General features: G+C 62.1%; 26 protein-coding genes, 1 tRNA gene and 1 pseudogene. 16 read left to right on the forward strand and 12 right to left on the reverse strand.

What is annotated here, in order from left to right:
• Positions 1-19: 19 nt before the first annotated feature.
• Complete coding sequence (gene ade / locus MESAU_RS21195) at positions 20-1,837, reverse strand: adenine deaminase (protein ID WP_015318071.1); 1,818 nt, start codon at positions 1,835-1,837, stop codon at positions 20-22.
• Between the two features lie 84 nt (positions 1,838-1,921).
• Positions 1,922-2,299, reverse strand: a complete 378-nt coding sequence (locus MESAU_RS21200; protein ID WP_041163464.1) for a SecDF P1 head subdomain-containing protein — start codon at positions 2,297-2,299, stop codon at positions 1,922-1,924.
• A 187-nt stretch (positions 2,300-2,486) separates the two neighbouring features.
• On the opposite strand from MESAU_RS21200, the gene MESAU_RS21205 reads away from it, so the two are divergent.
• Together MESAU_RS21205 and MESAU_RS21210 are read left to right on the forward strand one after the other, a co-directional pair.
• On the forward strand, positions 2,487-3,149 hold the full coding sequence (locus MESAU_RS21205; RefSeq protein ID WP_015318072.1) for an outer membrane protein: 663 nt from the start codon (positions 2,487-2,489) through the stop codon (positions 3,147-3,149).
• Positions 3,150-3,431: 282 nt separating this feature from the next.
• Positions 3,432-3,517: transfer RNA gene (locus tag MESAU_RS21210), tRNA-Leu, on the forward strand.
• A gap of 79 nt (positions 3,518-3,596) precedes the next feature.
• Here the strand turns inward: MESAU_RS21210 and MESAU_RS21215 are convergent.
• The 3 genes from MESAU_RS21215 to MESAU_RS30380 all read right to left on the reverse strand — a co-directional run bounded on the left by MESAU_RS21215 (position 3,597) and on the right by MESAU_RS30380 (position 5,721).
• Positions 3,597-4,352 (reverse strand): bestrophin-like domain, encoded by a 756-nt coding sequence (locus MESAU_RS21215; protein ID WP_015318073.1) that lies wholly within the window; start codon positions 4,350-4,352, stop codon positions 3,597-3,599.
• 197 nt (positions 4,353-4,549) lie between these two features.
• Complete coding sequence (locus tag MESAU_RS21220; RefSeq protein ID WP_015318074.1) at positions 4,550-5,266, reverse strand: carbonic anhydrase; 717 nt, start codon at positions 5,264-5,266, stop codon at positions 4,550-4,552.
• 167 nt (positions 5,267-5,433) lie between these two features.
• A complete protein-coding gene (locus MESAU_RS30380; protein WP_015318075.1) occupies positions 5,434-5,721 on the reverse strand; it encodes a hypothetical protein in 288 nt (95 codons plus the stop codon).
• Positions 5,722-5,930: 209 nt separating this feature from the next.
• On the opposite strand from MESAU_RS30380, the gene MESAU_RS21230 reads away from it, so the two are divergent.
• Positions 5,931-6,470 carry a J domain-containing protein gene (locus MESAU_RS21230; protein ID WP_015318076.1) on the forward strand — a complete coding sequence of 180 codons (540 nt, stop codon included), beginning with the start codon at positions 5,931-5,933 and terminating at the stop codon, positions 6,468-6,470.
• A 22-nt stretch (positions 6,471-6,492) separates the two neighbouring features.
• Here MESAU_RS21230 and MESAU_RS21235 read toward each other — a convergent pair whose 3' ends face one another.
• The gene (locus tag MESAU_RS21235) at positions 6,493-7,071 is read right to left on the reverse strand and encodes an NUDIX domain-containing protein (RefSeq protein ID WP_015318077.1); all 579 of its coding nucleotides are present in this window, start codon (positions 7,069-7,071) and stop codon (positions 6,493-6,495) included.
• A gap of 155 nt (positions 7,072-7,226) precedes the next feature.
• On the opposite strand from MESAU_RS21235, the gene MESAU_RS21240 reads away from it, so the two are divergent.
• The 3 genes from MESAU_RS21240 to MESAU_RS21250 all read left to right on the forward strand — a co-directional run bounded on the left by MESAU_RS21240 (position 7,227) and on the right by MESAU_RS21250 (position 8,987).
• Positions 7,227-8,330 (forward strand): NADH:flavin oxidoreductase/NADH oxidase, encoded by a 1,104-nt coding sequence (locus MESAU_RS21240; protein ID WP_015318078.1) that lies wholly within the window; start codon positions 7,227-7,229, stop codon positions 8,328-8,330.
• A gap of 109 nt (positions 8,331-8,439) precedes the next feature.
• Positions 8,440-8,718 carry a DUF982 domain-containing protein gene (locus MESAU_RS21245; RefSeq protein WP_032935880.1) on the forward strand — a complete coding sequence of 93 codons (279 nt, stop codon included), beginning with the start codon at positions 8,440-8,442 and terminating at the stop codon, positions 8,716-8,718.
• Between the two features lie 29 nt (positions 8,719-8,747).
• Positions 8,748-8,987 (forward strand): DUF2188 domain-containing protein, encoded by a 240-nt coding sequence (locus MESAU_RS21250; RefSeq protein WP_015318080.1) that lies wholly within the window; start codon positions 8,748-8,750, stop codon positions 8,985-8,987.
• A gap of 71 nt (positions 8,988-9,058) precedes the next feature.
• On the opposite strand, the gene MESAU_RS21255 is transcribed toward MESAU_RS21250, so the two are convergent.
• Positions 9,059-9,343, reverse strand: a complete 285-nt coding sequence (locus tag MESAU_RS21255) for a hypothetical protein (protein WP_015318081.1) — start codon at positions 9,341-9,343, stop codon at positions 9,059-9,061.
• A gap of 364 nt (positions 9,344-9,707) precedes the next feature.
• On the opposite strand from MESAU_RS21255, the gene MESAU_RS21260 reads away from it, so the two are divergent.
• The 8 genes and pseudogenes from MESAU_RS21260 (at position 9,708) to MESAU_RS31955 (ending at position 18,773) form a co-directional block, all read left to right on the forward strand.
• Complete coding sequence (locus MESAU_RS21260; RefSeq protein ID WP_015318082.1) at positions 9,708-10,451, forward strand: competence/damage-inducible protein A; 744 nt, start codon at positions 9,708-9,710, stop codon at positions 10,449-10,451.
• 82 nt (positions 10,452-10,533) lie between these two features.
• Positions 10,534-11,367, forward strand: a complete 834-nt coding sequence (locus MESAU_RS21265; RefSeq protein ID WP_015318083.1) for a universal stress protein — start codon at positions 10,534-10,536, stop codon at positions 11,365-11,367.
• Between the two features lie 115 nt (positions 11,368-11,482).
• Complete coding sequence (gene gpt / locus MESAU_RS21270; RefSeq protein WP_015318084.1) at positions 11,483-11,983, forward strand: xanthine phosphoribosyltransferase; 501 nt, start codon at positions 11,483-11,485, stop codon at positions 11,981-11,983.
• 210 nt (positions 11,984-12,193) lie between these two features.
• Positions 12,194-12,682 carry an NUDIX hydrolase gene (locus MESAU_RS21275; RefSeq protein ID WP_015318085.1) on the forward strand — a complete coding sequence of 163 codons (489 nt, stop codon included), beginning with the start codon at positions 12,194-12,196 and terminating at the stop codon, positions 12,680-12,682.
• A 91-nt stretch (positions 12,683-12,773) separates the two neighbouring features.
• Positions 12,774-13,085 (forward strand): PilZ domain-containing protein, encoded by a 312-nt coding sequence (locus tag MESAU_RS21280; protein ID WP_015318086.1) that lies wholly within the window; start codon positions 12,774-12,776, stop codon positions 13,083-13,085.
• 669 nt (positions 13,086-13,754) lie between these two features.
• A complete protein-coding gene (locus MESAU_RS21285; RefSeq protein ID WP_015318087.1) occupies positions 13,755-17,543 on the forward strand; it encodes a vitamin B12-dependent ribonucleotide reductase in 3,789 nt (1,262 codons plus the stop codon).
• Between the two features lie 271 nt (positions 17,544-17,814).
• Positions 17,815-18,468, forward strand: a complete 654-nt coding sequence (locus MESAU_RS31285; RefSeq protein WP_015318088.1) for a hypothetical protein — start codon at positions 17,815-17,817, stop codon at positions 18,466-18,468.
• A gap of 99 nt (positions 18,469-18,567) precedes the next feature.
• Positions 18,568-18,773: pseudogene (locus tag MESAU_RS31955) on the forward strand (type II toxin-antitoxin system HicB family antitoxin).
• A 38-nt stretch (positions 18,774-18,811) separates the two neighbouring features.
• Here the strand turns inward: MESAU_RS31955 and MESAU_RS31520 are convergent.
• Together MESAU_RS31520 and MESAU_RS21295 are read right to left on the reverse strand one after the other, a co-directional pair.
• A complete protein-coding gene (locus tag MESAU_RS31520; RefSeq protein WP_245262887.1) occupies positions 18,812-19,420 on the reverse strand; it encodes a hypothetical protein in 609 nt (202 codons plus the stop codon).
• A gap of 4 nt (positions 19,421-19,424) precedes the next feature.
• Positions 19,425-19,946, reverse strand: coding sequence for a hypothetical protein (locus MESAU_RS21295; protein WP_015318090.1), 522 nt, complete (start codon positions 19,944-19,946; stop codon positions 19,425-19,427).
• 183 nt (positions 19,947-20,129) lie between these two features.
• Here MESAU_RS21295 and MESAU_RS21300 point away from each other — a divergent pair, with 183 nt between their 5' ends.
• Positions 20,130-20,489, forward strand: a complete 360-nt coding sequence (locus tag MESAU_RS21300; RefSeq protein ID WP_015318091.1) for a hypothetical protein — start codon at positions 20,130-20,132, stop codon at positions 20,487-20,489.
• A gap of 12 nt (positions 20,490-20,501) precedes the next feature.
• Here the strand turns inward: MESAU_RS21300 and MESAU_RS21305 are convergent, their stop codons facing one another.
• On the reverse strand, positions 20,502-21,482 hold the full coding sequence (locus MESAU_RS21305; RefSeq protein WP_245262888.1) for a DUF3592 domain-containing protein: 981 nt from the start codon (positions 21,480-21,482) through the stop codon (positions 20,502-20,504).
• Between the two features lie 142 nt (positions 21,483-21,624).
• Positions 21,625-22,077 carry a lysozyme inhibitor LprI family protein gene (locus MESAU_RS21310; RefSeq protein ID WP_015318093.1) on the reverse strand — a complete coding sequence of 151 codons (453 nt, stop codon included), beginning with the start codon at positions 22,075-22,077 and terminating at the stop codon, positions 21,625-21,627.
• 148 nt (positions 22,078-22,225) lie between these two features.
• Here MESAU_RS21310 and MESAU_RS21315 point away from each other — a divergent pair, with 148 nt between their 5' ends.
• The gene (locus MESAU_RS21315; RefSeq protein ID WP_015318094.1) at positions 22,226-22,414 is read left to right on the forward strand and encodes a hypothetical protein; all 189 of its coding nucleotides are present in this window, start codon (positions 22,226-22,228) and stop codon (positions 22,412-22,414) included.
• A 36-nt stretch (positions 22,415-22,450) separates the two neighbouring features.
• Here the strand turns inward: MESAU_RS21315 and MESAU_RS21320 are convergent, their stop codons facing one another.
• The gene (locus tag MESAU_RS21320) at positions 22,451-23,524 is read right to left on the reverse strand and encodes a glycoside hydrolase family 25 protein (protein ID WP_015318095.1); all 1,074 of its coding nucleotides are present in this window, start codon (positions 23,522-23,524) and stop codon (positions 22,451-22,453) included.
• Positions 23,525-23,769 lie beyond the last annotated feature (245 nt).

Below are 23,769 nucleotides of genomic sequence, written 5' to 3' on the forward strand. Positions count from 1 at the left end.
CACGAGCGGACGGCTGGTCTCAGACGAACAGATCGACCTTCTGGAACGTCGTCACGTCGATCAGGCCGACGTCGGAAATCCTGAGCTCGGGAATGACCACCAGCGCCAGCAGCGAGTGCTGCATGTAGGCATTGTTCAGGGAACAACCCATCTTGCGCATCGCCTCGGTCAGTTTCTCGGCCTTGGCGGCGACGATCTCGGCCCGCTCGTCCGACATCAGTCCGGCGATCGGCATTTCGACCAGCGCCAGTTCCTTGCCCCTGGAGAACAGCACGACCCCGCCGCCGACTTCGCCCAGTCGGTTCACGGCCAGCGCCATGTCCTGCTTGTTGGTGCCAACGCAGATGATGTGATGGGCGTCATGGGCGACGCTGGAGGCCATGGCGCAGTCGGCCATGTAACCGAAACCGGAGACGAAGGCATTGGTGACGCCACCCGTGCCCCTGTGCCGTTCGACCAACGCGATCTGACAGACGTCGTTGCGGCGGTCCATCGCGACCAGCCCGTCCTCGACCGGCAGATCGGCCTCCAGGGCCCGCGTCGGTGCCTGGTTCTCGATGACGCCGATCACCCGCACCCGCACCTCGTTGGCGCCCTTGGGTGCCGCGATATCGAAATCGCCGGCCTTCAGTTTCTTGCCCAACTTGACGGTGTTCTTCGCCGTCTTCGGATAATCATAGGCCGGGATATCGATGTCCAGCTTGCCGCCCTTGGCCAGCCTGACGCCGCGCGCATAGACCTCGTCGATGCTCATTGCGGCGAGATCGGAGACGACCAGCAGGTCGGCCAACCGCCCCGGCGCGATCGAACCGATCTCGCGTTCCAGTTTGAAATGCTGAGCGGTGTTGAGCGTTGCCATCTGGATCGCGGTCACCGGCTTCAGCCCCTGCTGGATGGCGTGGCGCACCACCCGGTCCATGTGGCCGTCCTGGACAAGAGTGCCGGAGTGGCTGTCGTCGGTGCAGAGGATGAAATTGCGCGGATCAATGCCGCTCTCCGTCACCGCCTTGATCTGAGAGGCAACGTCGTACCAGGCCGAGCCCAGCCGCAGCATCGCCTTCATGCCCTGGCGCACGCGCGCGATGGCATCCTCGGCCCGCGTGCCTTCGTGGTCGTCCTCTGGGCCGCCGGCGACGTAGCCATGGAACGGCAAGCCAAGGTCACGCGAGGCATAGTGGCCGCCAACCGTCTTGCCAGCCTGAACCGTGGCGGCGATCTCGCCCGACATGACGGGATCGTTGGCGGCGACGCCGGGGAAATTCATCACTTCGCCGAGCCCGATGATGTTTTCCCAGGTCATTGCTTCCGCGACATCGGCGACCGTCAGCTCGGCGCCGGCATGCTCCAGCCCCGGTGCCGACGGCACGCAGGACGGCATCTGCACATGCACGTTGATGGGCATCGCCACCGCCTCGTCATGCATCAGCCGCACGCCCGGCAGGCCCAGCACATTGGCGATCTCATGCGGATCGATGAACATCGAGGTGGTGCCGTGCGGGATGACGGCGCGGCAGAATTCGGTGACTGTGACCATGCTGCTCTCGACATGCATGTGGGCATCACAAAGGCCGGGCACGAGGTAGCGGCCGCCGGCGTCGGCCACCTTGGTGCCCTGCCCGATCGTGTGGCTGGCATTCGGCCCGCAATAGGCGAAGCGGCCGCCCGATATGGCGATGTCGGTGCCGGCGATGATCTCGCCCGAATGGACGTTCACCCAGCGCCCGTTGCGGATGACCAGATCGGCGGGTTTGCGGCCCATCGCGACATCGACCAGATCGGTCGCCATTTCGGTCCACGGTTTGGGTTTTGTCGCGCGGACGGGCGGCTTCCTGATCATCAAAGACTCCTGTTTGTCCGACTGTGCCAAGCCGACGGCGTTTTGGCCAGCGAGGAAGAATGGATTTGCCTGGAGATTGCCGGATTACTCCGGTTTCACGTCAACTTCGACCTTGGCGTCGCCGGCTGAAATCCGCTCGGCGATACGCTCGACCTCGCCGCCCTTGAACGTGCCGCTGACCATGATTTCGCCGCCGCGTATCGGCTCCACGACGCGCGGCGACATCACCACGGCGCCGTCGATGCTGAGATCGACAATCTTGCCGACATTTGCCCCCGTAAACCTGGCAAAGGCTTTGCCGCTGTCGGGAGTGAGCTTCAGGCTGAGCATGGCCTGCCCCGAAACAGAATCGGGAACGGCCACGGCCTTGGCAATGATGAGCGTCAGCGGTTCGGCCACGGCGGCCTGACCGACCAGCACCACCGCCGCGACGGCCGCGACCAAGCGGAACAAGATGCGCATGAAGGATCCTCTCACGATGGCGGTGTTTCGCACGAGGCGCGCGCCACCGCAATCGCGGCAGCACGCTACCCGCCAACTCCTCGAGACCCGCGAGGACGCTAACCGCGTTTGCAGAAATCCGATTCCGTTTTGCCGAAAATCAGGTTAGGCTCCGACCTGGGGTCTATGACTCTTCTCGGGGAGTTCGATGCATCGCCTGATGGTCGCAAGTGCCGGTCTTCTTGCCCTGTCCTTGCCGGCATTTGCTGCCGACGCGACAGTCGATGTGCCGATGACCGCGCCTGGCTTCGACTGGACCGGCTACTATGCGGGCCTGCAGGCAGGATATGGCTGGGGCCGCTCCGAGATCACCACGACGGAAGGCGCGCCGTTTTCCATCACGCCGGACGTCGGCGGTGGGTTCGTCGGCGGCCATGTCGCCGGCCTCTGGCAGTTTGATCAGGCAGTGCTGGGCGCCGAGGCGGACCTCAACTATTCCTCGGTCGACGGCATGGCGCAATCGGGCCTGGGAGATACATTCGGCGCCGACATCAAGTGGTTCGGGTCGGTCAACGCCAAGGCCGGCTTCGCAATGGACCGCCTGCTGGTCTATGGCATCGGCGGCATTGCCTTTGCCGGCATCGAGACGTCGCAGACCTCGGGGCCAGGGTTCGACAACACGGGCACAAATGTCGGCTGGACCGTGGGCGCAGGCGTCGACTACGCGCTGACCGACAAGTTCGTCGTCGGCGCGCAATATCGCTACTACGACTTCGGCTCAGAGAACCACGAGGCACCAGCCCCCTTCAACGACCGCGATCAGAGCGTGAAACTGAACACGGTCGGCATCAATCTCAGCTACAAATTCTGAACGTAGTCCACAGGTGACGTTTTCGGCCCTGGCTTACAACGGCCGCGGCTACTCGCTGGAAAGGGGGCGGCCGGCGCCCCCAAGTGGGCGGGGGGATGGGTTGGCCTGAGAGGCGCCGGCCCAGGCGGATCAGATCCGCCACGCAGATATTTACCGATGCGCGCGGCGCGCATAATTCCGCGATCGCGCCAGTATCGTTATGCCACCTCCTCTGGGTGCGCGTTCGGCCACCGCAGAACACGACTTGACGGGCTGTGTCTGGCATCTGAAAAGGACGTGCCTGCGGACGTGGCGGAATTGGTAGACGCAAGGGACTTAAAATCCCTCGATCTCTGATCGTACGGGTTCGATTCCCGTCGTCCGCACCAGAAAAAGTCTTCAGATTTGTTTTGATTTTCTCTGTTGAACCGCCGCAGCATCATTTAGCCGGCGTGCCACTGCTGCGGATCACTGCTGTAACTCGGACAGCGCCCTCTCCATCGGGGCCATTGAAATCTGGATCGGGCCGGAAAAAGCCACGTCCATGTCGAAGATCAGGTAGATCGCCCCGGCAACCAAAGCCGCCGATGCCGCGTAGGTCGAAACGGTGATCGTATTGCGTGGCGCCCTGAAGCCGAAGCTGGCGAAGATCAGCACCAGCCAGGTAACCAGGAGCGTGATCAGAGGCACCGGGATCGTGCCCTCCGACTGCTCGATCAGCACCCAGCGCAATTCCAGCACTTTCTGCAAATGCTGGCGGGCGTCCTGCACAATGAAGCCATGCGCATCGTCGGTCGGCGCCAGCGCACTCAGCCGGGTGCCGATTTCCGCCAGCAACTGCTCAGAGAGCCGGTTGGCGGCGACCAGCGTCTCGCTCGTGGGCGAAGAATCACCCGCCACACGCTGCACATAGACGACCAGCGGCTGGCGTACCGTGTCGGTTTGCGGGCCATATTGGCGCAAGGTCCTGTCGAGAAGGATCAATTCGGTCGCATAGGCGTGCACGTTGCGGTCGATCGATTCGAAGGTGTTCCTGGCCGAGTTGATCATCAGGCCGAGCATCAGCGAGGTCATGACCCCGAACAGGTTCGCGGCGTGCCGAACCACGGTGTTCGTGTCGTCATCACGATGTTTGGCTGGCAATTTTGGCCATATCGCCGTGCTGGCGAGCGCGGCCACCGTCAGGCATAGGAAGATTACCATTGCGATGAAAGCTTCGCGCATGCCGCTCATTCCGATTGGCAATGGCAAGGCGTCAGTTGATGACCGCCATCACTACTCCGGCGCGTCCTTGCGCCCTGCCGAACGCCTGCTGCGGCCCTTGTGGCCGATATTGCGGCCGTCACCGCCCCGGAAGGCAAGCGAAGCCAGACCCCGACGCACCGAGGTCCCCAGAGCCTTCGATCTTGATGACGGGTGTGTCATTCGATGTAAGTCACCGCACCCGTTTGCAAGTCATAGATTGCCGCGACTATCTTCAGCTTCCCCGCCTTGATCAGGCCGGCTAGGACCTTGCTCGAGGCGGCCAGTCGCCTCGCGGTCCTCCGCGCGCTTTCCTTGGCGGTGTTGTCGACGAAATCACCCGCTTCGCTCCGCGCGGCTATCGCCGCGGGCAGGATCGGTTCGATCATCGGACCGATCGCGCCAGGATAGGTCGCGTTCTTGGTCACTACGTCGCACGCCGCCTTGACGGCGCCGCAGTTTGTGTGCGCGAGAACGACGATCAAGGGTGAGCCGAGCACCGCTGCCCCGTATTCGACCGTACCGAGCGTGGCGGTGTCGACGAGGTTGCCAGCATTCCGGGCGACGAACAGTTCTCCAACGCCGTGACCGCCGAAAATCAGTTCAGGCGGAACGCGACTGTCGGCGCAACTGATGATCGTGGCCCAGGGCGCCTGGTGTGCGGCAACAGCATTCCGCTGCGCGGCAAGGTCTATCGAGCAGAGTTCCGGGTGACCGACGTAGCGTTCGTTGCCGGATTTCAGTGCGGCGAGCGCGTCATCGAGGCTCAGCGCGGTCACCGCACCTTGGGCCGCGCGCGCCCATGTGGCCCCACCAACGCCGAACGCAACGAGCCCCGCGCCGACTTTGAGGAAATCCCTCCGGTCGACCGCTTTGCCATCACAGGTGTAGCACATTCTCAATTCCCCGCCCTGGTCCCCAAGGCATAATATGCGCTTGCTCTAATATATAGCAAGCGATAGGCGACAACGTCAGGATTGATGAGATGGCGGCGGGATGCGAGACGACTAAAGCCACCGGCAACGCAGTGCTGGGTGCCCTCGTATCAACCGGCTTACCGCCTTTAGGTGACCTTCAGCGAGAAATTGCCGTGGATCTGGATGCCCAGTCGCTCGCCCTTTCTCCAGCGCACTTCCGCTCGATAAGTCGCACCGTCCAACGGCACGCGCAGCCGGAAGGTATTTGGCACTTCAACCCCCGCAGCGACACGCAACTCGGCGCCATGCTCATGCTGGTTTCTGACGGCGCAGCCTATTTCGCCATCCTGCGTGATTATGAACGCCTCCTTCAAAACCACCTCGCGTAAGTGCGTTCGACGCTCTACTGGAGGTTCAGAAGGTTTATCGGTCATGGCAAGCCGCCTCCGACGAGCGAAATGCTACCAGACCAAGGTCTGCAGCTCAGGACGCAAAGGTCTGACGTTTTCGCTTAATTCGTGTATCTGACCCTTTGTACGCTCGGCACATTAGTAAATCGTGAAATATATACTCTATGGTCGTCGCCAATATTGTCACCTGACGCTGAGACACAGACGGCGAAAATGGCATGGGGAAGCCAGGTATGTTCATCGACTTCTACGAAATGCTGGAAATCAGTCCGAATGCCAATTCGGAAACGATAGAACGCATTTTTCGGCATTTTGCCATGCGCTACCACCCCGACAACCAAGTGACTGGGAACGAGTCACGCTTCAGCGATATTCTTGAGGCTCACAACACGCTCAAGGATCCGGTCAAGCGTGCGCAATACGACATTCAGTACAAGGCGCATTTGAACCACCGGGCCGAGCTGACCGATGAGGCGAGCAACACAAAGGGCTTCGATCGAGATTCCGTCATTCAAGCCAAAGTGCTGTCACTGTTGTATGTAAAACGCCGGCAGGACGTCAATCATCCCGGGATAGGCGATGAAGAACTCGAACGAATGTCAGGCTGTCCGCAAGAGCACCTCGAGTTTCACCTCTGGTATCTGAAAGCGAAGGGCTGGATAGCCAGGACGGAAAACGGCACGTTCGCCATAACCGTCGAAGGCGTCGATCGCGTTAATTCCGAACATCATCGTGACGCGGCCACCACCCGACTGTTGGGTCACGCGGGCTGAATTGAGATCGCTCGGTCTCTGATCAAGCCGTCACCGGATTCAGCTTCAGGTGCTGGATCAGGATGATGGTCTTGGCATCGACAATGCGGCCATCGGCGATGCCGGCCAGCGCTTCGTCGAGCGGCATTTCCAGGACCTCGATGTCCTCGCCCTCCTCCGCAGCGCCGCCGCCGGCCGAGATGCGGTCGGCGGGCGAGTAGCGCGCGACGAAGAACCAGAGCCGCTCGGTGACGCTGCCCGGGCTCATATAAGGCGAAAACAGCCGCTCGATGTCCTTCAACCGGTAACCCAGTTCTTCCTCGGCTTCCTTGCGGATGGCGGTTTCCGGATCGTTTTCGTCCAGCAAGCCGGCGCAGGCCTCGATCAGCGGCTCGCGGTGGCCGGTGACATAGGCGGGATAACGGAACTGGCGCACCAGAAGCACAGTCGAACGCTGGGGGTCATAGGGCAGGATCACCGCGCCGTCGCCGCGATCATAGGTCTGGCGGACCTGCGTCTCCCATTGACCGTCACGCCGGCGATAGTCGAGCACGGTCTTTTTCAGGACCGCCCAGTCGTCGGAGAGAACCTCTTCTGAGCGGATACGAACGCGGTCTTCCATATGACACCTCGATGCTGGCTGGCGGACGCAGGCGTAGCCGCGAAGCGGAACAGGCGCAATCCGGCGATTGGTCCAGCGCGCGCTTCACCGTCTCGTGTGTGGTATGGACGGGTGCCGTCGCCTAGATAGCGCATTCCCCTTCCCGGAGTTTTTCCATGACGACATCGCTTTTCCAGCCGATCACCCTCGATGGGCTCACCTTCCCCAACCGCATCGCCGTGGCGCCGATGTGCCAGTATTCCGCCGAGGACGGCTCGGCCAGCGACTGGCATCTTTACCACTGGATGAACCTTGCCATGTCCGGTGCCGGCATGGTCACGGTGGAGATGACCGACGTCGAGCGGCGCGGGCGCATCAGCCATGGCTGTCTCGGCCTCTATTCCGAAGACAATGAAGCCGCCGCGCGGCGCGCGCTGGATGCGGCCAAGCGCGTGGCCGCACCCGGCACTAAGTTCGGCACGCAGCTGGCGCATGCCGGCCGCAAGGCCTCGAACCGCAAGCCCTGGGAAGGCGGCGGCCCATTGCAGCCAAACGAGGATCCCTGGCAGACCGTCTCGGCTTCGGCCATCGCCTACGACGCCGGCTGGAACGTGCCGCGCGCCCTGGACGACGAGGAAATCCTGCAGCTCGTCGAGCGGTTCGCGGACGCCGCAAGGCGGGCCGACCGTGCCGGCTTCGACTTCATCGAACTGCATGCGGCGCATGGCTACCTCATCTTCCAGTTCCTGTCGCCGCTGTCCAACCAGCGCACGGATCGCTGGGGTGGCTCGCTGGAAAACCGGATGCGTCTCGTCGTCGAGATCGCCAGGGCGGTGAAGAAAGCCGCGCCGAAACTGATGCTCGGCGCACGGCTGTCGGTGAAGGATTGGGTCGATGGCGGCTTTGACGTCGCGGACGCGGTGGAGGTGGCGAAAGCGCTGAAGGCCGAAGGCGTCGCCTATCTCTGCTGCTCGAGCGGCGGCAATTCGCCATTGCAGAAATTACCCACCGGCCCCGGCTATCAGGTGCATCTGGCCGAAGCCGTGCGCAAGGGCGCGGGCATCCCGACCCGGGCGGTCGGCCTGATCGACGACCCGAAACAGGCCGAGGCTGTTATCGCCGAGGGTCGCGCCGACATGGTGGCGCTGGCGCGAGCCTTCCTCGCCGATCCGCGCTGGGGATGGCGTGCGGCCGCCACGTTCAGCGAAAAGATTCATCCGGCGCCGCAGCTCGCCCGCTCGGTGACGACGATGGAACATTGGATGAAGGCCACCGGCTGATCCCCCTTTCTCCCGACGCCGGCGCGCTTGCGCAACGGCGTCGCGACCTTTGGGCGCAGGCCGAAGGCCACTTTTGCAACCAAATTGGCTGCTTTGCGTTGCGGCCATGATGATGGACAACAAACCCTTTGAAACGCCGGTCGTGGTCGAGCTTGGCCATGTCGGCAAATATCGCCATATCCGCTCGACCCAGGAGGCGGCCGAGTGCTTGATGACGGTGTGGCCGCTCAATCGCGGGCCTCGTCATCGTGATGCCCTCGACACTTGCCTCAAAGTGCTGGAAGGTTATCGTTCGACAGCGGAAGCGCGCCGGGCACTGATCGAGGCGGCCAGGGAATCGGAAGTGCTGGTGCCCGACGACAAGCTGCCCGACGACCGGCTGCATTGAGCAGGCGGACCTTTTAACTGGAGGTTTTGATGGCGAAGCTGACTTACAAGATCGTCGAGCATGACGGTGGCTGGGCCTACAAGGTCGGTGCGACCTTCTCGGAGACATTTCCCACCCATCAGGATGCATTGCGTGCCGCCGAGATCGCTTCGGCCGAACAGCAGGTGGCGGGTTCCACCGATGGTATCCAGTATGAGGACGCCGAGGGCAAATGGCACGAGGAACTGGCCGACGGCCGCGATCGGCCCCAGACTGAAATCTCGGATTGATCCAGCCCTGCGCCAGCCGCGGACGCCAGGAGAGACGGCGTCCCGCGGCAGGCAATACACGGCTGGCCTATTTACTTGCCGCAATACTGATCGTTGACGTTGCCCTGGGCGTTCGCATCGGGGCCTGGCGTGCTTGAGGCACAAGGCCCGGCCGGGCCGGGGTTGCCAAGGGTGCTCAATCCAGAGCCGTCGGCGTTGATGCTGCCAGTGGTGCTCTGGTCGATGGCCGACGAATCCTCATTGCCGAACAGCCACCAATTGTGATGGTTGGAATAGGTAGCGTCCGACGATTGGGCCATCGCCGATGTGGCGAGACCGATCGTCAGGACGGATGCTGCGAAAAGTTTCCTGTACATTGATTTTACTCCGTATCTTGATCTTGGCCGCCTTGGGATGCGACACGGGGTAAACCTGACCGTCAGCCGAATGGTTCCCTGAAATTCTCGTGAAGTGGCGGTGATGTCGGGTGACAAAAGCGCGTGCCGCCATGCGCTCGAAGGCTGTGACCTGTTCGGGCGCGACGGATTGCGGCACCACCTCGGCCCTGGTCGCCCTCCGCGACCGAGGACAATCCGGAAGGGCTTGTTCCCATCCTGGTCAAGCCGCGCTTGGTACTGCAATGCAGGTGTGGTGGACGTGTCGGATCGTTCGCCTTTGGACGGCATTGCCGCCGCCCATCCGCCGCGCTATTTCAGGCGACCCGTCCTGCCGGAGCGTTCCATGCCTGAAATCGTCACTGCCGCCATGCTCGTCATCGGCGATGAGATTCTGTCCGGCCGCACCAAGGACAAGAACATCGGCCATCTCGCCGATATCATGACGGCGATCGGCATCGACCTGAAGGAGGTGCGCATTGTTCCCGACGAGGAAGACGAGATCGTCGCGGCGGTGAATGCCGTGCGCGCACGCTATACCTATGTCTTCACCACTGGCGGCATCGGCCCGACGCATGACGACATCACAGCCGATTCGATCGCCAAGGCGTTCGGCGTGCCTTGCGAATACGATGCCAAGGCCTATGCCCTGCTGGAGGCGAGCTATGCCGCGCGCGGCATCGAATACACCGAGGCGCGCAAGCGCATGGCGCGGATGCCGCGCGGCGCCGGCCATATCGACAACCCCGTCTCCGTGGCGCCCGGGTTCCGCATCGGCAACGTCCATGTCATGGCCGGCGTGCCCTCGATCTTCCAGGCCATGCTCGACAATGTCGTGCCGACCTTGAGAGCCGGCACCAAAATGCTGTCGGCCACGGTGCACTGTCCGTTCGGCGAGGGCCTTGTCGGCGGGCCATTGGGCGAGATCCAGAAAGCCCATCCGGATACGATCATCGGCTCCTACCCCAAGTATGGCGACGGCAAGTTCTGGACCGAACTGGTCGTTCGTGCCCGCAGCGCGGAGGCGCTTGAAGCCGCGCGCGCCGACGTCGAGGCCATGGTGGCAGGCTTCGCGGCTGAGGCGAGCTGATCCGCTGCAAACCGGAACCAAGAACGACGCTACGACGTTTCCATGGCGCGGGGCTCGTCGCTCGCACGATCGAGGGGTCATCATGCGTTTCAAGACCATCGTTGCCATTCTGCAGAACGAGCAGGACGCCGAGCGGGTGCTCGACTGCGCCATTCCGCTTGCCAGCCGCTTCGAGAGCCATCTGATCGGCATCCATGCCGAGGCGCTCCCGGTGCCCTACACGTCGGCGACGGGCTTTCCCGATACGGAATTCCTGCAGGTTTCTGCCGACATGAACCGGGAGCGGGCCGACAAACTCCAGGCTGTCTTCCTGAAGCGGATCGAGGATTCCGGCCTTTCCTTCGAATGGCGCAGCCTGGAGAGCTTCTCCGGCGACAGCGCACTGACCGGCATCTCAAGCGTGCGCGCCGCCGATCTCATCATCGCCGCCCAACGCGAGACCGGCGGCGATCCGAGTGCCGACGTCGATACGCTTGTCTACGACGCCGGCCGGCCGGTGCTGGTGGTGCCGAGTGGGGGTCCGCTGGTCACCACCTTCAAACGCGTGCTGCTTGCCTGGAACGGCAGCAAGGAGGCCGCGCGCGCCGCGTTCGATGCCTTGCCTTTCATCATCGAGGCCGAGAAAACCGACATACTGGTCATCGATCCGCCCGATACGCTCGACGAGCGCCCGGAGGCCGCGGGCGCCGAAATCGCGTCGGCCCTGTCGCGCCACGGCGCCACCGTTAGCGTCTCGGTGCAGAAATCGGGCGGCACCTCGGTCGACGACATGATCCAGAACAGGATCACCGAGACCGGCGCCGATCTGCTGGTGCTTGGCGCCTACAGCCACTCCTGGCTGCGCCAGCTGCTGTTCGGCGGGGTAACACGCACGGTGCTGCGCTCGTCGCAGGTCGCGGCCTTCCTGTCGCGATAAGTCCACAGCGATTGCTGCCGGCCACCCTTGCCAAGTCCGGGGGTTTCCAGTTAATTCCGCGCGCATTCCCCTGTTTCTTGCACGCGGCCGCCGCGTGCCGTGGAGTGCGCGAGACATGTCCCTTCCCGAAAAAGCCTTCCCGGTCTCCTGGGACCAGTTCCATCGCGACGCGCGCGCACTTGCCTGGCGGCTTGCCGGCACCAGCAAAGGTCAGTGGAAGGCTATCGTCTGCATCACGCGTGGCGGCCTGGTCCCGGCGGCGATCATTTCGCGCGAACTCGGCATCCGCGTGATCGAGACGGTCTGTGTCGCCTCTTATCACGACTACACCAGCCAAGGGCAGTTGCAGGTGCTGAAGGAGATCACGCCGGCCTTGCTGGCCGACGATGGCGCCGGCGTGCTGATCGTCGACGACCTAACCGACACCGGCAAGACCGCCGGCATCGTGCGGGCAATGATGCCGAAGGCCCATTTCGCGACAGTCTACGCCAAGCCGAAAGGCCGGCCGCTGGTCGATACGTTCGTCACCGAGGTCAGCCAGGATACCTGGATCTATTTCCCTTGGGACATGGGTTTCACCTATCAGAAGCCGATCGCCGACGATCACGCCGGCTGATTCGCGGCAAGCTGCTTTTTTCCAATCAAGCCAGCGCCGACGGCAATATTTGCTTGCGCGAAGGCATCCGCCGCCAAGATATCCTGTGAAATCGACCCTTGTTGGCGGAAATCAGCCAGCGTGACCGAAGTTTTTACTTTTATTGGTCACAATTAGCCGTAAGATTCATGAGACGGCAAACGATTCTGGAGGCTGGGGCTAGCTTCTCCGATGTTGACACGGCCAACGACGCACAACCACCTTGCTGAAAGGGTCAGGCGACTCTTTGGCACGGCGCCGTGCCGTCTGCAGGTTGCCGCCCTGCCCTGGCGCGATGTCGGGAACGGCGTCGAGGTCATGTTGATCACCAGCCGTGATACTGGCCGCTGGGTGCTTCCAAAAGGCTGGCCGGAAGCCAGGGAGCCGCTCTGCGAAGCGGCCGCCCGCGAGGCCGCCGAGGAAGCCGGTTTGCGCGGAAACATCTCTCATCTCGAAGCCGGCCGCTATTTCTATGCCAAGGTGCTGGCTTCGGGCGAAGAAGTGCCTTGCGAGGTTCTGGTGTTCCCACTGCACGTCGACAAGATCGCGGACCGCTGGAAGGAAAAGCACTCCCGCACCCGCAAATGGGTCAGCTCCAGCGAAGCGGTGCGCATGGTCAATGAACCCGACCTTTGCCAGATCATCGCCTATTTCTGTGCCGACCCACGCAGGTTCTCCTGATCGACGCCTTTCGCGGCAGACGCACAACCTTGTGCCGCAAGGGTTTGCTAATTTTTGGTGGTTAGGATCGATCGTTCCTGGCGTTTGATCGATGGCGAATCCCGCAGACCCACTTCAGCACGACCCCGGCGAGCCGCAGCGCGAGCATCGTCCGCGCGTGCTCAAAGGTGGAACAGTCATCACGGGGATCCAGAATTCCGAAGTCGCCTGTACGGTGCGCAACCAGCATGCGGGCGGCGCCGAACTGAAGTTACCGGCCGAAGCCAGGGTTCCCGATCATTTCCTTCTCTACATACCGCTCGACGGCGTCGCCTATCGCTGCGAGGTCCGCTGGCGCCGCAGCGACCGGATCGGCGTACAGTTCAACGGGACCGAACCCAAGCCGAAGCTACACTACGGCTGAGGCCCGGCTCACCGGCACGGCTGGCTTTTTGCGGCATCCCAGCAAATGTTTCGCAGCGCCCGTGCCGCTGGCCAACGATCGCACCGGCTTACCGCCGGGCAGATGGCCGACGGGTCGATTCTATCCCCGTTATCCACATGTGTGACACACAAGATGTTGGGGTCACAAAAGCTACGCAAACGAATCCTTGACGGCTCGAAACGAGTCGCCTTTTATAGGCCATGCGCTCCTGTTGAGAGCGCGACCGGAAAGTTCTGAGCCCGGTCTTTTTCCCGGATTATGTGCGTTTTGCCCGCATTTCCGCCTGTTTACGAGGCCGGCGGAAGCGTTGGGATCGTGGGTTGGGTGGGCGACGAAAGGGAGAATTGTCGGACTGGAATAAATTGTCTGTTAATACTATATTTAGTGTTTGCAGCTAAGTTCGACGCTAGATAGTGTGAATTTCCCTCGAGTGAGGGAATCGAAAAATTCAGTTTTGAGGGGCCCGCGGGCCGGTTGGCAGCCTCGGCAGATGCCTGGCAAGGCGTATTGTCGTGTGCGTGGCCGAGCCTGCGAAGAGGAGATGCCGCATTGTTCGCAATGCCGGCAAACGGCGGACTGCGCGTTTCGTCTTTTGGGGCAGAAATCCCCTGATGAAAGCGCTATATGTAGACAAAAGGGACCGGACCAATGCGCATCGAGCGTCGTTTCACCAAGCCAGGACATGCAGGCCAAGAAGGGGCCGCTTATGCGGAGATCGAATTCCGCAAGGCGCTTTCCGAGATCAAGAATCCCGATGGCTCGGTGGTGTTCCGCTTGGACAACATCGATGTGCCTGCGCAGTTTTCCCAGGTCGCCGCCGACATCCTGGCTCAGAAATATTTCCGCAAGGCCGGCGTTCCCGCGCGCCTGAAGAAGGTCGAGGAGAACGACGTCCCCTCTTTCCTGTGGCGTTCCGTCGCCGACGAAGCCGAACTCGCCAAGCTTCCCGAGGCCGAGCGCTACGGCTCCGAGATCGACGCCCGCCAGGTCTTCGACCGGCTGGCCGGCACCTGGACCTATTGGGGCTGGAAGGGCGGCTACTTCAAGGCGTCGGAGGAAGACGCGCGCGCCTTCCGTGACGAGCTTGCCTATATGCTGGCGACCCAGCGCGTCGCGCCGAACTCGCCGCAATGGTTCAACACCGGCCTGCACTGGGCCTATGGCATAGACGGTCCGAGCCAGGGTCACTTCTATGTCGATCCGTTCACCGGCAAGCTGACCAAGTCGAAATCCTCCTACGAGCATCCGCAGCCGCATGCCTGCTTCATCCAGGGCGTGCAGGACGACCTCGTCAACGAGGGCGGCATCATGGATCTGTGGGTGCGCGAGGCGCGCCTGTTCAAATATGGCTCCGGCACCGGCTCGAACTTCTCGCTGCTGCGCGGCGAAGGCGAAAAGCTGTCCGGCGGCGGCCGCTCGTCCGGCCTGATGAGCTTCCTCAAGATCGGCGACCGCGCCGCCGGCGCCATCAAGTCGGGCGGCACGACGCGCCGAGCGGCGAAAATGGTCATCGTCGACGCCGACCACCCCGATATCGAGGAATTCATCGACTGGAAGGTCAATGAAGAGCAGAAGGTCGCCTCGCTGGTGACCGGCTCCAAGATCGTCAAGAAGCATCTCGAAGCGATCATGAAGGCCTGCGTGAACTGCGAAGGCCATGACGACGACTGCTTCGATCCGGCCATCAACACGGCGCTGAAGCGCGAAATCAAGTTGGCCAAGAAATCGGCTGTGCCGGAAAACTACATCTACCGCGTCATCCAGTTCGCCAAGCAGGGCTACACCTCGATGGCGTTCAAGACCTACGACACCGACTGGGATTCTGACGCTTATCTCACCGTTTCGGGCCAGAACTCCAACAATTCGGTGTCGCTGAAGGACAATTTCCTGCGCGCCGTTGAAGAGGACGCAGACTGGCATCTGACCGCCCGTAAGGACGGCAAGGTCTTGAAGACACTGAAGGCGCGGGACCTCTGGGAAAAGATCGGCTACGCCGCCTGGGCGTCGGCTGATCCCGGCCTGCACTTCAACACCACGATGAACGACTGGCACACCTGCGCTTCGGCCGGTGCGATCCGGGCCTCCAACCCGTGCTCGGAATACATGTTCCTCGACGACACGGCCTGCAATCTCGCCTCGATCAACCTGCTGCCCTACCGCAACACCGACGGCACCATCGATATCGCAGCCTACGAGCACACCGTGCGGCTGTGGACCATGGTGCTGGAAATTTCGGTCATGATGGCGCAGTTCCCGTCGAAGGAGATCGCCAAGCTCTCCTACGACTACCGCACGCTGGGCCTCGGCTATGCCAATATTGGCGGCCTGCTGATGACGTCGGGCATTCCCTACGATTCCGACGAGGGCCGCGCCATCTGTGCCGCGCTGACCGCCATCATGACCGGCGTCGCCTACTCCACCTCGGCCGAGATGGCCTCCGAACTCGGCGCCTTTCCCGACTATGACCGCAACGCCCAGAACATGCTGCGCGTCATGCGCAATCATCGCCGCGCCGCCTATGGCGACAAGGACGGCTACGAGAAGCTGGCCGTCAATCCTGTGCCTCTCGTCGCATCGGACCTGAAGCAGCAGGATCTGGCCATCCATGCCAAGGCCGCCTGGGACCGCGCCATCGAACTCGGCGAGGAGCATGGCTACCGCAACGCACAGGCAACCGTGATCGCGCCGACCGGCACGATCGGCCTGGTCATGGATTGCGACACCACCGGTATCGAGCCCGATTTCGCCCTGGTGAAGTTCAAGAAGCTCGCCGGCGGCGGCTATTTCAAGATCATCAACCGCGCCGTGCCGGAAGCGCTTCGCACGCTGGGCTATTCCGAGAGCCAGATCGCCGAGATCGAGGCCTATGCCGTCGGCCACGGCAATCTCAACCAGGCGCCGGCCGTCAACCCCGGCTCGCTCAAGGCCAAGGGCTTCACCGACGACAAGATCGCGGCGCTCAACGCGGCGCTGAAGTCGGCCTTCGACATCAAGTTCGTCTTCAACCAGTGGACGCTCGGCGCCGACTGGGTGAAGGAGACCTTCGGTTTCACCGACGAGCAGCTCAACGACTTCTCGTTCGAAATGCTGCCGGCACTGGGTTTCTCCAGGAAGGACATCGAGGCCGCCAACATCCATGTCTGCGGTGCGATGACGCTGGAAGGCGCGCCCTTCCTCAAGGCCGAACACCTCCCCGTGTTCGACTGCGCCAGCCCCTGCGGCAAGATCGGCAAGCGCTCGCTGTCGATCAACAGCCATATCCAGATGATGGCGGCGGCGCAGCCCTTCATTTCCGGCGCCATTTCCAAGACCATCAACATGCCGAACGACGCGACGGTGGAGGACGCCAAGAGCGCCTACATGCTGTCGTGGAAGCTGGCGCTGAAGGCAAACGCGCTCTACCGCGACGGCTCGAAGCTGTCGCAGCCGCTCAATGCCTCGCTGCTCGCCGATGGCGAGGAGGATGAGGATGATGCGGTCGAGCAGCTGATCCAGGCACCGGCGGCGGCGCGCGCGGCGCAGATCACCGAGCGCATCGTCGAACGCATCATCGAACGCGTGTCGCGCGAGCAGGAAAAGCTGCCCGGCCGCCGCAAGGGTTATACGCAGAAGGCCAAGATCGGCGGCAACACCATCTTCCTGCGCACCGGCGAATATGACGATGGGCGTCTCGGCGAGATCTTCATCGACATGAACAAGGAGGGTGCCACCCTGCGTGGCCTTCTCAACAACTTCGCCATCGCGATCTCGCTTGGCCTGCAGTATGGCGTGCCGCTCGACGAATATGTGCACGCCTTCACCTTCACCAAGTTCGAACCGGCCGGCATGGTCATCGGCAACGATGCCATCAAGAGCGCGACGTCGATCCTCGACTATGTGTTCCGTGAGCTGGCCATTTCGTATCTCGGCCGCAACGATCTCGCCCATGTCGACCAGTCGGATTTCTCCAACACCGCACTCGGCCGTGGCATCAGCGAAGGCAAGACCGACGCCGTCTCCAAGGGTCTGACCCGCGGTTCGCCGGTGAAGCTGGTCTCGAGGGCAGGCGAGCCGAAGGGCTTTGCCGGCTCCGGCACCCCTGCCCGCTCGGCGCCGACAGCCTTCTCCGGCTCCAACGTGCTGGCGCTGAAGCCCGCAACCGACGAGGCGGTCGCCTACAAGCGCGACTATGAGGAGCGGGCTAGGGAATTGGCGGAAGACATCGCCTTCGAGGAAGCGGCCTCCGATGCCTCGACCGATACCACCGCGGCGCTGTTCACCGACACGGCGGCCCATGAAGCGGCCGAAGCGAAGAAACTCGCCGCCGACCGCCGCGCCAAGTCGCTGCTGCAGGGCTACACCGGCAATTCCTGCTCCGAGTGCCAGAACTTTACGATGGTAAGGAACGGGACTTGCGAGAAATGCGATACTTGCGGTGCCACGAGCGGGTGCAGCTGAGGAAAAACTTAAACCGTAACATCATCGGCCCGGTCATAAGATCGGGCCGAAATGGCAAAGGGAACAAAAAGGGTACAACGCATAAGGATGTCTTTATGTGACATCCTCCGAAAACACCAAGGCCGACCCTCACGGGTCGGCCTTGAATACCGCGAATAAGCCGAAGCTGACGCGGGGCGAAGAGACCTGACGACCTCTCCTGTAGCAAGGTCACCATATGGGGAGTCGGGGCTTGGAGTCGAGGTAGCTGAGGCAACACGGGACACAGAAAATGTCTACATTTGGAACGTCAGCTTATCTGAAATTGATCTCCCTTAATCCGAAGCCGCAACGCACCGAATTGCGAAAAAGACTCTCTCCGAGCGATACCTCTTATGACTTTCATCGATCGCTACGCCTTCATGCCAATCGGTTGCTCGCAAAGGGGGAAAGCACAGAGAGTGTGCTCGAATCCGTAGGTCGCATAGCAAAACTGCCAGAACGAACTTCCGTCCAAGCGGGCCTCGCAGCCCTCTTAAATTGGCGCGCTTCTCATCCCTCAAAACTTTTTGAAATTAGAAGCCACATTTACACCAGCCCAAACGACATCTTCAAAATCGGCTTCTCGGCGGATTTTGGGACAGTGATCGATGGTAGGCGATGCGCCGTTCACCTCTGGAACACAAAGAATCCTCCCCTTTCAAAGAGATTGACGATTGGAACTCTCTCTTTGCTCAAGCAAAGCTACCAAGACATAGATAATCTTGTCGTGTTGTCACTGCTCGACTCCCAGCTTTTATGGTCAGTTGAGGATCCTCGATACACAGCTATTGGACACAACATCGCACTACGGATCGAAGAAGTCATCTTGAGTGTCGAGGGAGAATTGCGCACGCCCACTAAGGATCGGCGAACTCCGCCTGCTCCTCCATATCCGTTGGCATGACTGATCACCACGAGCCCCTTCTCCCTCATTGTGGGAGAGGGGCGGCGCCTGGGACATTGAACAGCATCCTCAAGCAGACCTGTCTAAAGGAGTGATAAGATGCGCTACGCGGTCGTGTTTGAAAAAGCAGAAATAATTTTTTCCGCTTATGTGCCGGACCTGCCCGGCTGCATCGCGACCGGTGCGACTGTTCCTGAGGTGGAACCGAGATTCGTGACGCCTTATGCTTTCATATCGAAGGTTTGCGAGCCGATGGGCTGGATGTGCCCAACGGTGTCAGTCTCGCGGAATATGCGGAGGCATAGAAAACCACCGCCGTCCACTCGATCTCAGCAGCTACCCCCTACGGCAACACCCGCAGCGTCTGCTCATCAAACAACGGCTCATCCTGGCCCACGCGGACGAACAGCACCTTCCGCCCCTCACCCGCCGGTACCTCGAAATACTGGATACCGTCAGGCATTTCGCCCCAGTCGCCGCAGGGCGGGTCGGGGACCTCGTCAGGGTCGGCCCGCGCCTTCAGCTCTTTCGCATAAGCGGCGTCGGGACTGAATGTGTAGCGTTTGACGCCGGCGGGCACGGTGCCCTCCGTGTAAGGCGCGAGCACGCAGCGGGCGCTGACGGCCTTGTCGGTCTTTTCCAGGAACAGACGCCGCATGGCAGCCTCTGCGGTTTCGCCAGGCTGGATGTCGAGCACCTCGACAAGCGGATCTGGCGCACCGCCATCGCTGTATTTGATGGCGAGCGCATTGCCGACAAACTCGAAATGGATCTGGCGAAAGCCGAAATCGCAGCGCTGCGCCCATGCGACCAGACCGATCGTCCTGTCTGTCAGTTTTTCCCAGACGCATTTGTCGATCGGCGGCCGCGATGGTGCCGGCTCCTCCGCGCGCGCCCCGGCAGATACCGTCACGAACGCGAACAGGGCGCAGGTCCAGACGATCGATCTCATGGCGCTATTCATCGCTGCATCCCGTCAAAGTGAAGGCATCCCATGCCCAGCCATCCGGATTGGCATTGGCGAAATCGGCCCATTCGGTGAAAGCCGCGCCGAAATCCGGCAACAGCAACCCTTTCGGCGCCGGTGTCGCTTCGTGCGAATTCAGCTGCTCGGCGCCGCCTCCGGTCAGGGCATAGACCTGCCCGTCCCATATCCGGCAAAGCCCGCTGTCGTCTTGCAGACCCGCTTCGCGGTCGTCGTCGGTGCAGGGGTGGCGGATGGTACCGAGCGGAAACGAGTTCTTGCCGTTGGTCCAGGTAATATCGGCCGGCAGGCTTATGCCGGTATGAGGCACGGCCAGCGAGAACACCTGCGTCGTCAGTGCCGCCGGTTCGTTGCCCAGCGGCCGGAATTGCATGACCGCGCCCGAGCGTGGCTCCTGATAGGTGGCGTGGCTCAAGAGGCATTCCTTGGCGCTCGCCGCTTGCATGAGCCCGAGCGAACCCAGGGCAACGAAGGCCAGTTTGCGAATGATCATCGAAATCTCGGGCAATCTGTTGTGAAGCAAGGCCGGCTGCGTGCCGGGCCGCACAGTCGCATCATCCGTACAAAACCATAAGCGAAATCCGGAACCGCTGCGTTTATCGTGCCTCGATCGAAAACTTGCCCCACACAAACCCGCAATCTGTATGATCGAACGCAGCGGCCCAGGAGACAAAAGATGCGGCGTTTGGCACTGATCATAGCGATCTCCGCAACGGCGATTGTGCCGGCCGTTGCGGCAGCGCGCTATGTCGGGACGTGGTCCAGGGACAGGTTGAACTGCCATGCGACCGCCGACGTCCAGCGCCAGACTGTCTTCACTGTGGATCAGTCGGCCCTGTCGTTTCCCAACCTCGGCTGCGAGCACGCGATCTTTCGCAAAACCGCCATCGGCTGGGTGGTTCGCGCCAGCCAGTGCTACGGCGCGGACCCATCGCTCGACGAGCCATTTTCTCGCACCATCCATATCAAAATCGACGGCGCGACGGTGCGGTTGAGCTGGCGCGGATTCGACAGCGGACCTCTCGTGCGCTGCTGAAAGCGGTGACACTCAGACCGATCCGACCAGCAAGGCCGCGCCGCCGAGAAAGCCTGCCGAGCAGACCCACAGCAGCCATAGCCCGCGCACCCGGCATTCGAGCACCGCCGAGGCGGGGTTGGCGGGGTCATAGCGAACGTCGACCTTGCTGCCCTCGACATAGCGCCGCGCCTGACCGCCGACGAGGCCGGGCAGCGAGGCCGTCACGCTGGCGCCGAAAGCGACGCGATCGGCGCTGTAGCGCTGTCCGGCGACACCATAGCTGTAGACGATGCGGGATTTGAACACCGTGCGCCAGGGCCGGTACCCACCGCCCTCAAACCGGTCGCGGGTCTTGATTGCCTGCAGGCCGGACGCATCGATACGGCCGGCAGCGGTCGGCCATGTTGCCGCTTGTCCGGCCATCGATCTTTGGGCAAAGCCCATGCGCAGCACAAAAAGCCCCATGAACAGCAGGAATGCCGCCGCACCGAGGTTCCGCGGCTTGGGCAGATGCGGCCCGATAGCCTCCAGCACGCCACCGACCGAAAACACCAACACCAACGCACCGACCACGAGCCCCGCCGAAAGCTGGACCATGAACTTGAAGGCGCCGTCCGGCATGGTGCGCTCGATCACGGCCTTGCCCGGGCTGGACGGGTCATAGAACACGGTTACCGCCGCGCCACGCGGAAACCGCGCAAGAGTTTCCGCGACTTCGAAATTTCCGAGGTTCTCCTGCACGCTGTAGTGCGAGCTTTGAAATGTCTTGCCGCCCACCTTGTACTCATAGGTGATGGCCGGAAAATTGCGGATTTCGGTCGAGGTGCTGCTCTCCGAGCCGGTACCCGAGCTTGTCACCTCGCGCGCCTCGACGCGCGACGAGACGATCTTTCCAGGCGTCGGCAACCAGCGGCTGGCCGCCTTGACCTCGAGCCATTTCAGGAAAGTGACGATCGACAGCATGCCGGCGACCGCGCAGGCAAAGCCGACCAACAGAAACTTGAGCTCCAACTCGTCCCCCCGACGACTAGAGTACAGCAGCACGCATATAGACAGCATGGCGAGGGCAATGTCTCGTCTATTCGCAAGATCAGGAAATGATCGCTGGCAAGGTTCAATGCTGTCGCGTGGCCATGGGAGCGGCGACCAGCCGCTATTCGGCATCGTCGATTGCCATGACGCGAACATAGCCCTCCAGCTGAAGGGCGCGATCCCGGATGATGTTGGTGGCGTCGGCTGCCTGCATGGGCACGTACATCGTGCCTTGCCTTGTTTCATAGAGGGCGCCCCGTGTCTTCGCCTCGCTGTCGCGGAAGGCCAGCCAGGCGCGTTGTGACAGACGAAGATTTTGCGCTGCCTGGCGCGGTAATTTGCGCAGGAGTGTCGCATAAGCGGCATTCATGCGGCGATCGTAGTCGCTTGATGCCGTCGCCTCGCAGTCGGTTTGGCCTGCTGTAGAGCCATTGGCTGGATCATCCAGGCAGCGGTCGAGCGTATCGGCGGTGGCGTCTTTCAGACCCGCGGCCATCGGGCTCGCGGGCAACAGCAATGTCAGCAGGCAGACCAGTGCCCCATCGAGCCGAAGCCTCACACCGATGTTCTCCATCTTGCCTCCGAGGACGTATCCGAAGCACGGTGGGAACCGCGCCAGGAACCGGTGGCCAATGCGGCGGGCCATCCGCACGATGACGTGATAAAAGGACGATCGATCCGATCGGACGGAGATCCAGGAGACAACAGCCGGGACGATGCGCATGAGCGAACAAACCGAAGATGACACCGATATACTGAACCAGCTCGCCTATGTCAGGGCCGATCCGACCCAGCACGACACGCTGACCCTTCTCGCCATGATCGATGCCGCGATCGCCGAGATCATGGGCTTGAGGGCGCGGCTGCGGTTGAGCGAGGAAAAGAACGGCGGGAGCAACCGGTTCCAATAGGTGGACAGGACGAGCGCCGACGCGAAAGCATCGGTTCTAATCCGCGTCGGCCATCATGGCCCGACCTCCGCCGCCGGCCCAGGCGCGCCATTGCCGCTCATCGCCATGGAAGACGTTGAGATCGATGCGGCCGGTTACGCCATGCGACAGGCCGGAGCCGGAATACTGCCAGAACAGCCATTTGCGATCGGGATAGACCTTTGACGGATGCCGGGCCACGGCGCGCAGCCAGAACGGGTAATCCGGGAATGCGCCCTGAAGGTTGTCGCGATAGAAATCGGGCGCCGTGTAGATGATCGGCCGCTGGCCGTAATGGCGCTCCAGCTTGTCCATGAACACCTGCATCTTCTCCAGGACCTTTTCGCGCGACGGGCGCCGCTGGCAGCTGGAGTCGCCGTTCCACTCGACGTCGATCACCGGCGGCAGCGCGCCGTCGACCTTCGGCACGTTGCGGATGAACCAGTCGGCCTGCTCGCCGGCGGTGCGGCACCAGTAGAAGAAATGATAGGCACCGCGCTTCAGGCCCGCCGCGTCGGCATCACGCCAGTTCTTCATAAACAGGGGGTCGAGGTGGTCGCCGCCGTCGGTCGCCTTGATGTAGGCGAAGTTGGCGCCCTGGGCGCGCAGCTTCTCCCAGTTGACGTTGCCTTGCCAGCGCGACACGTCCACCCCGTGCACGGCAAGGTGACGGGGCGACGAGCGGCCGAAATTGATCGGCTTGGCATCGCGGAAGCCATAACGCGTGACCGGGCCGGCCAGCATGGACGGTGCCGCCCGCGACAACAGCTTCGGCGGCGACACCAGGGCGGCCTCCTCGATCGGCGGCTCGACGCTGTCGGGCAGTTCGGGTGCGGGAAACGCCACCGTCTCTTCCTCGGCAAGGCCATAAGGCCGAGCGGTGGTATCCTCTGCCGCAACCTCAATCCGCTTGCGCGCCGCGTTTGCCCTGGCCACCGGAACGGACGCGATCGGCGCGCTTGGACGCACCACCGAACTGGTGACTTCATTGGACGGCTTCTGCATGTCGAGCGCATCCATACCCGATGTCGACGAACAGCCGGCAAGGCAGAGCGATGCGATCACGAAACTCACGACGCCTGGTAACCGCATCTGGACCTGTACTCGAACACAACAGACCGAAGGCGACGGCCGACGGACAACCAGACGAGTTATGAACGAGAAATTACCAATAAAGTTTGAATCAAGTTTTTTACCATGGCTGTGGCCGCGTTCTGACAGTCGTCGGCAGCGGCCCGGCCAAGCCTTGACAGGGCCATGATGTGGCTGTTGAGAACGGGGTGCGGCGCGGCGGCCCTGCCCGCGCCAAGGGCCGCAAGCTGCCGGTCGAGAATTAT

The sequence above is a fragment of the Mesorhizobium australicum WSM2073 genome, assembly GCF_000230995.2.
In the GTDB taxonomy this organism is placed as follows: Bacteria; Pseudomonadota; Alphaproteobacteria; order Rhizobiales; family Rhizobiaceae; genus Mesorhizobium; species Mesorhizobium australicum.